At 34.5% G+C, this 6,618-nt stretch carries 6 protein-coding genes; 1 reads left to right on the top strand and 5 read right to left on the bottom strand.

Features of this window, described 5'->3' with window-relative positions; all coding sequences use genetic code 11:
• From IJE13_RS08645 to IJE13_RS08630, 4 genes are all read right to left on the bottom strand, one after another.
• A partial coding sequence (locus IJE13_RS08645) for an ABC transporter permease subunit (protein ID WP_292779484.1) occupies window positions 1-727 on the bottom strand: 727 nt, incomplete at its 3' end.
• Window positions 717-1,589, bottom strand: coding sequence for an ATP-binding cassette domain-containing protein (locus IJE13_RS08640; RefSeq protein ID WP_292779481.1), 873 nt, complete (start codon window positions 1,587-1,589; stop codon window positions 717-719). The genes IJE13_RS08645 and IJE13_RS08640, both read right to left, overlap by 11 nt.
• A 71-nt stretch (window positions 1,590-1,660) precedes the next feature.
• On the bottom strand, window positions 1,661-3,436 hold the full coding sequence (locus tag IJE13_RS08635) for a ribosome biogenesis/translation initiation ATPase RLI (RefSeq protein ID WP_292779479.1): 1,776 nt from the start codon (window positions 3,434-3,436) through the stop codon (window positions 1,661-1,663).
• A gap of 225 nt (window positions 3,437-3,661) precedes the next feature.
• A complete protein-coding gene (locus IJE13_RS08630) occupies window positions 3,662-4,900 on the bottom strand; it encodes an MFS transporter (protein ID WP_292779476.1) in 1,239 nt (412 codons plus the stop codon).
• Window positions 4,901-5,099: 199 nt separating this feature from the next.
• On the opposite strand from IJE13_RS08630, the gene pth2 reads away from it, so the two are divergent.
• Window positions 5,100-5,438, top strand: coding sequence for a peptidyl-tRNA hydrolase Pth2 (pth2, locus tag IJE13_RS08625; protein ID WP_292779474.1), 339 nt, complete (start codon window positions 5,100-5,102; stop codon window positions 5,436-5,438).
• Window positions 5,439-5,517: 79 nt separating this feature from the next.
• Here pth2 and IJE13_RS08620 read toward each other — a convergent pair whose 3' ends face one another.
• Complete coding sequence (locus tag IJE13_RS08620) at window positions 5,518-6,315, bottom strand: DUF4013 domain-containing protein (protein WP_292779471.1); 798 nt, start codon at window positions 6,313-6,315, stop codon at window positions 5,518-5,520.
• Window positions 6,316-6,618: the final 303 nt, after the last annotated feature.

The following is a 6,618-nucleotide window of genomic DNA, read 5'->3' as shown; positions in this document are numbered from 1 at the left end:
TATCTTTTTTATTAAAATATTTTATTCCTAATACTGAGAGTATGATAAAGAGGAATGCATCAATTTTTATAGATTCCTTCATATCTAAACATTCCATTGAAGTCAATTGTGCTGTTTGTCCATATGGATTTAAATTATATATGATTTGCATAAGGAAATTGTTATCTGTCATTAACATTCCATTCATGATTAAAGCCGCAATCAACATTATGAATGCCAATCCCATATTTATGACGAGGGCCTTGGATTTTTTCCCCACAACAATTGAGACCAAATAGAATATTCCCACAAACACAAGCATTATGAAAATACCGAATATGAAAAATGAAACATAATCCCAAATGGAGATATTTATTGAAAATAGCAAATATGAAACAATCAAGGTGAATAAAGCAGTTATAAGATAAACTATCAATGATGCGATCATGTTTGATAGCAAGCCTGTAAGATATATTTCCCTACGATTATTATTGGCGATGACCTTGTTTTTAATGAATCCGTCATCATATTCTTCAGATACAAAAACACTGATTAATACGGAAATTACAATTCCATACATTACCATTGGCAAAAAGACAACCCTGTTTATTCCAACAGTATATGACATCGCTGTCTTCTGCATTAGAATAAATCCGATTGAGAATATGATCATAAAAAAGCAAGCTAAGAGCAGCCATTTTTCATGAAAAATTTTGTACAATTCAGCCTTAAGAATTCTATTTGTCATTGTCATCGACCAACCTTATGAAAAATTCTTCTAAACTATTTTCAACATTAAAGCATTTTGTAACTATACATCCATAGCTATTGAGTTTGATAATCAAATCAGTAATTGTATAATTGGAAAAGATATTCATCTTAGAATTTTCTGCTTCAACATATGGAATCTTCAATTCATTCATTGCTTTTTTAAATGTATCTGTATCATTAACCTCCAATTGGACATATCCTTTATTTGCATTTGAGAATTCTTCGCTTGTCATTTGAGATATGATTTCTCCATGGTTAATAAAAATAAAATCAGTAGCTATTTTCTCTAGTTCATAAAGCAGATGGCTTGAAATTAAAAAAGTCACACCTTCCTTATTTAATCTTAAAATCAAGTTTCTCAGACTAATGATTCCCTGAGGGTCCAAACCATTCATTGGTTCGTCTAAAATAATCAGATCAGGATTTCCAACAAGCATCATTGCAATCGCAAGCTTTTGTTTCATTCCTAGTGAAAAATGCTTCACTTTTTTATTTTTGGTGTCTTCAAGTCCGACATATTCCAAGAAATCCTTTGGATTGCATTCATCCTCAAGTCCATATAAAATCAGTTGCTGAGTAATGTTTTGGCTTGCATTCAATTCATAGAATAAGGCGGGTTCTTCAATCAAGGCGCTAAAGACACAAGAATTAATATTAACTTGGCCGGAATCTGCTTTTTGAAGAGATGTGATGATTCTTAGCAGTGTTGTTTTTCCAGCTCCATTGGGTCCAACAAGACCGCAAATTGAACCTTTAGGAATGTTGATTGTAACTCCATTTAATACATCATTCTTCCCAAATTTTTTATATATATTTTCTATGGAAACAATAGGGTTCAAAAAATCACCATATGGTCAGTTAATGAAATTCATTTTTAATAATTATTTTATTTGTTTTGTTTTGAAGTTTATTAGTCTTTAAGGTAGTAATACTCGCCTTGCTCTTTCTGTTCTCTGTCAAGGTAAGAGTCATATTTGTTCACTCTTGGACGTTTGGTTTCCTTATCTCTTCTGAAGGTAATGTCCAGGTCTCCCAAGAACTGGTTCATGCTTGTTCTTAGATCTGCTGGCTTTGAAGCCTTACCGTTGAGTCCTGGCTCTCCGCTGAATACCATAGCCCTGTCTGAAATGTAGTCAATGAACACTATATCGTGGTCTACAATCAGAGATGCTGCATTTCTGCTTTCAATTATCTTTCTGATAACTCTTGCTGCAATCAGCCTTTGCTCTACATCCAGGAATGCAGTAGGTTCGTCGAAAAGATAGATATCTGCATCCTGTGACAAGGTTACAGCAAGGGCAAGTCTTTGAAGTTCCCCACCACTTAATTTCTTGACCTTTTTGTCAAGCAGGTTATCAAGTGCAAGAGGCCTTCCAACTTCACTGTTGAAGATATTTGAACCATAGCTTGGAGCATTTTCGAAAAGATAATCCTGTGCGGTTCCTTCATAGTCGGATTCAATGTATTGTGGTTTGTATGCAATCTCGACCTTTTCTATGATTTCTCCTTCACTTGGCTTTTCAACTCCAGCCAATATCTTTGCGAATGTGGTCTTACCGATACCGTTTGAACCGAATGCAGTGACTATTTCATCATGATAGATTTTACCTGCTTCCGCTTCCAAAGTGAATCCGTCATATTCCTTCTTGAGGTCGCTGTATTCGCTCAATACCTCACCGTCGTCTTCAGGTGTTGGAGGACGGATGCTGAATTCAATTGGCTGCTTTCTGATTCTTACGTTTTCCTCTTGAAGGAAACCGTTGATGTAAGCGTTGATTCCCACTCTCACACCTTTATTACCAGATACTACACCGTATCCTCCAGGTTCACCATACAATAAATGAACATTGTCACTCATAGCATCCAAGGTAGCCAGGTCGTGCTCAATCACTAGCACTGATTTTCCTGCCTCTGCAAGGGATCTGATTACTTTTACTGCATTCAACCTTTGACGAACGTCAAGCCATGATGTCGGTTCGTCGAAGTAGTAGAAGTCACCTTCACGAAGAACTGTAGCGGCGATTGCCACCCTTTGAAGCTCCCCTCCACTTAGGTTCTGCATGTCACGTTCCAATACGTTTTTAAGGTCAAGGTCATCCACTATTTCGTCCAGCTTGTTTCGCTCATCCACATTGGAAAGCAAGGTCTTCACATTTCCTTTAACCACTTTTGAAAGCTGATCCACCATCTGTGGCTTGTGGATTGTTTTTATTTCACCAGCTTGAAGCAATTTGAAGTAGTTTTGGAGTGCTGAACCCTTATAATATTCAATTACCTTTTCCCAAGTCGCTTCCTCTTCATAGTTTCCAAGGTTTGGAATAAGCTCTCCAGACAATATTCTCATGATGGTTGACTTACCGATACCGTTTTGACCAAGTAAACCAAGAACGGTTCCATCCTTAAGGGTAGGCAAACCGAAGAGTTCAAAGCTGTTTTGACCATATCTGTGGATAGGTTCATCTAAAGCTTCAGGTAAGTTAATGACACTGACTGCACCAAATGGACATCTGTTGGTACAAATACCACATCCAGAACATAATTCTTCTGAAATGAGCGGCTTCTTGCTCTTTTCATCAATTACAATTGTATCCTCTTCCATACGTACACCAGGACAGTAGTGCATACATACATAGTTGCATTTCTTAGGCTGGCACTTGTCCTTGTCTAAAATAGAAATTCTACTCATTTTATCTCCGTATCCTTTATAATAAAATAATAAGTTTGATTAAATAGTTTATAATAAATATAATTTGTTTTTAATAGTTTATAATAATTTTGTGTTAAAAAAGAAAAATAAGGAATCTTAAATAATGATTAGGAATATGATTAGAAAAAAGATTAAAATAAGTTCTAAAAAAGATTTAAAAAAATAAAAGAAAATAAAAAAAGAAAGTTAACTATGTCAGTTAACTTAATCCAATTCATTCAGGACGGTTCCTCTAGTTTCCGGGAATGTCCATATCCAAACACCAACCAGGAATGCAAATATTGCAGCAATGGCTATTCCATAGCTTAAGTCAGTGTATGCGGCAACAAGGGTAATAATTGATGGTGTGATGAATTGTATTCCCCTTGCAAGATTGAAGACTGTTCCAACAGCAGTGTTTCTTATCTTTGTAGGGAACAGCTCTGAGAACAATGCACCGAATCCGCCAAAGAATCCTGTTCCAAATCCTGTCAGGAACATGAATAACAATATCAGATATGGAATTTCAAGAATTTGATTCCAACAGAGTGTTATCATGGATATGCTTATTGCCATAATGAAACTGTATATTGTGAATGCAGGACGCCTTCCAAGCTTTTCAGATACATAACCGAAAGTTGTATATCCTGTAAAGTCTCCGCATTGAATTATTATGACCCCAATTGTAGAGCCAATCAATGCCAAACCCCTTTCATCGGCAAGATAGGTTGGAAGCCAGGAATATGTGTACCAATATGCAGACATACCGAATATGCATAGTATCAATGATATGAGGAAGATTTTCTTATGTTCAGGTGCAATCAGCTGTTTGAACTCTGCAAGAAGATTTCTATTTGCAATTTGGTCTTTGTTTTGAATCCAGACATCAGATTCCTTAAGATTGTTTCTCACTAAAATAACCATCAATGCAGGTAAAATGGAAACTAGGAATGTCATTCTCCAACCGATGACAGGAGTCACTAGTCCTCCCACCAATGAAGCTAAGATCACTCCAACTGGAGCTCCTGATTGCATGAAGGCACCATATTTGGCTCTTAACTTGTCTGGGAATGTTTCATTGATATAAGTCTGACCGGTACCCCATTCACCGCCAACACCTAATCCGGTGATGAATCTGAATAAAACTAAAGAATAGAAGTTCCATGAGAATGCACATAAGCATGTACCGATCGAATAGATTATGATGGTCCATTGCAACACTCTCTTACGACCGAACTTATCGCCCAATGCTCCGAAGACTATTCCTCCCAATCCGGTTGCAAATAATGAAATCCCCAAGCATAAGGATAGCATTTCTGCGGAAAAATGTAGGCTGGCTTGAATCGGAGCAACTAAAAAGGTAAATAAGAGCAAATCGTAGAAATCAAAAACCCAACCTGCCCAACTTAATCCAAAAACCATATAATGGTCCTTATTAAGCTTTTCTTCTTCATTCATTAACATAAATTTCAACCTATGAATTTTTAATATATGATTGTTCAAATATTTCTTAACAAATATATTCTGTTTCTAATGGTTTTAATAATTTATCATTAATGATTATTTTATTATTTTTAAGTTAAATTTAAATAATTTTGAATTTAAAAGAATAATATAGAAAAAACAAATACACTTTTTTTAATCAGATTTATCGTGATTTAAAATGAAACAGGTAATGATTGTAAGAACTGACATTAAGATGGGAAAAGGTAAAATAGCTGCCCAATGCTGTCATGCTGCCATAGGCGCCTATAAGCAGGCTGACAAGGAAAAGATCAGAAAATGGGAAAATGAGGCTTATGCAAAGGTGGTCTTGAAAGCACCTAGCTTACAGGATCTTTATAATCTAAGGGAACTTGCAAGGGCAAATGGTGTGGCATATTACTTAGTGACCGATGCAGGCAGAACCCAATTGCCAAAATCCACTGTTACCGTTTTAGGATTAGGTCCTGATGAGGATGAGATTTTAGATAAGATAACCGGTGATTTGAAGCTATTGTAGTCTTTAGCTTTTTTTAACTTTTTTTAAAAATTGATTTTAACTATTTTTACTTATCTTTACTTATTCTGCTTATTTTTTTTTAAAATTCTTCATTTATTTCATTCAATTCTTCTTTAACTTTCTTAATCTTATACTCCTGATATATCTTTCCTATTCCAATGAATTCAATTATGAATATCAGGAGTCCAATGATCAAATCAAGAAAACTGTCAAAGAATCCTAAAAAGTCAATTGCATATTGCAAATAAGCCAAGATTGTGATTGAAATCATAATCTTAGTATAATCCACAGTGTAATGTCTCCAGCCTATTGTATCAATGCAACGTTTGACGGAAAGCAGATTGAATGCTTCAAGTATCTTTCCTCCATCTGCAAGTCTTGCAAGTGAGATTTCCATAAAGAAAGCCACGATATAGGTCACTATGATGCTGCAGATAATGAATTCAATGGTGCTGGTTGGATTGTATGCATAATATAATTTCAATGTGTTTATAATGTGGGATAAGGCATATATCAATGTGAATTTCGGCAAATAGAATATTCTTGAAAGGCGGTATAGGAGGTAACCTTCTATAAATGAATAGATGTTCATTAGAATGAATGTCTTGATTCCATAGACAGTGCATTGCTTAAGCTTGATTATAGGTAGTTTCTCTCCATTTCGTATGGTGTCTTTAGTTATTGCCATCCCATAGCCGTATATGAAAACAGTGATGAAAAATGCTATGGGATAAAATATCAGCTTGTATTTGATGGTGTGCCAGCTGGCATAATTGTTTATAGCCCCAATTGAGTAGATCAGTAAGAGAATTATTAAGAAGCCTATCGGGTTTGGCTTGCAGTAATTAAAGGTATATTTCAATCTTTTTAAGGGCATTGTCCTCTCCAAAATTTTAGCATATTCATATTTATAAAAAGTTTTTAGCTTATTTTTTTCGATTATTCGGCTTATTTTTGTTCTTTAACAAATTAATTTTTATAAATTATATCTAATAAATTTTTTTTCTTTTCCTTAACATTTTTTAGTTTTTTTAAAACTTCATTTTTTGCAATTTAATCAAATTGATTTTTTATGAATACTTTTTTATATTTAGTTTTATAAAATAATTTTTGTATTAATTAAACAGTGATTTTAGGTGTATTTTTTTTAATTTGAAGATATTTTGATTTTCCATTCTTT

It is taken from the genome of Methanobrevibacter sp., from assembly GCF_017410345.1.
GTDB lineage: Archaea > Methanobacteriota > Methanobacteria > Methanobacteriales > Methanobacteriaceae > Methanobrevibacter.
The sequence above is the reverse complement of the archived record's forward strand: the minus strand, read 5'-3'. Positions and strand labels throughout refer to the sequence as shown.